Annotated in this window: 1 pseudogene; it reads right to left on the reverse strand. The window is 30.2% G+C overall.

From position 1 onward, the window contains the following. Positions 1 to 285 (reverse strand): annotated as a pseudogene (locus SBH76_RS13640) (IS1634 family transposase); the annotation flags it as partial.

Raw genomic sequence — 285 nt, forward strand, 5'->3', positions numbered from 1 at the left:
ATGGTATGTTTTATATACCTGTAATGGCTCCATATCTATCTCGGATGTCACTAAAAGATTATATCCTGCATATTTAAGATCTTCATCAATCTTAGATTTATTTAAATCTATTATAGGCTTTATTGTCTTGCCTGCACTATCTTTAGTTATAATGTCTACATATTTAGCACAATCTCCAAGTTCATCTTTAGCGATATTTTTGTATGTAGAAAACTTTGAAGCTTTATCGACCATTTTCATTATTTCAAGCCTTTGTTTCTTTGCAAGGTTAGGATTATAAGAGAC

The sequence above is a fragment of the Lachnoanaerobaculum sanguinis genome (assembly GCF_033242365.1).
GTDB lineage: Bacteria > Bacillota > Clostridia > Lachnospirales > Lachnospiraceae > Lachnoanaerobaculum > Lachnoanaerobaculum sanguinis.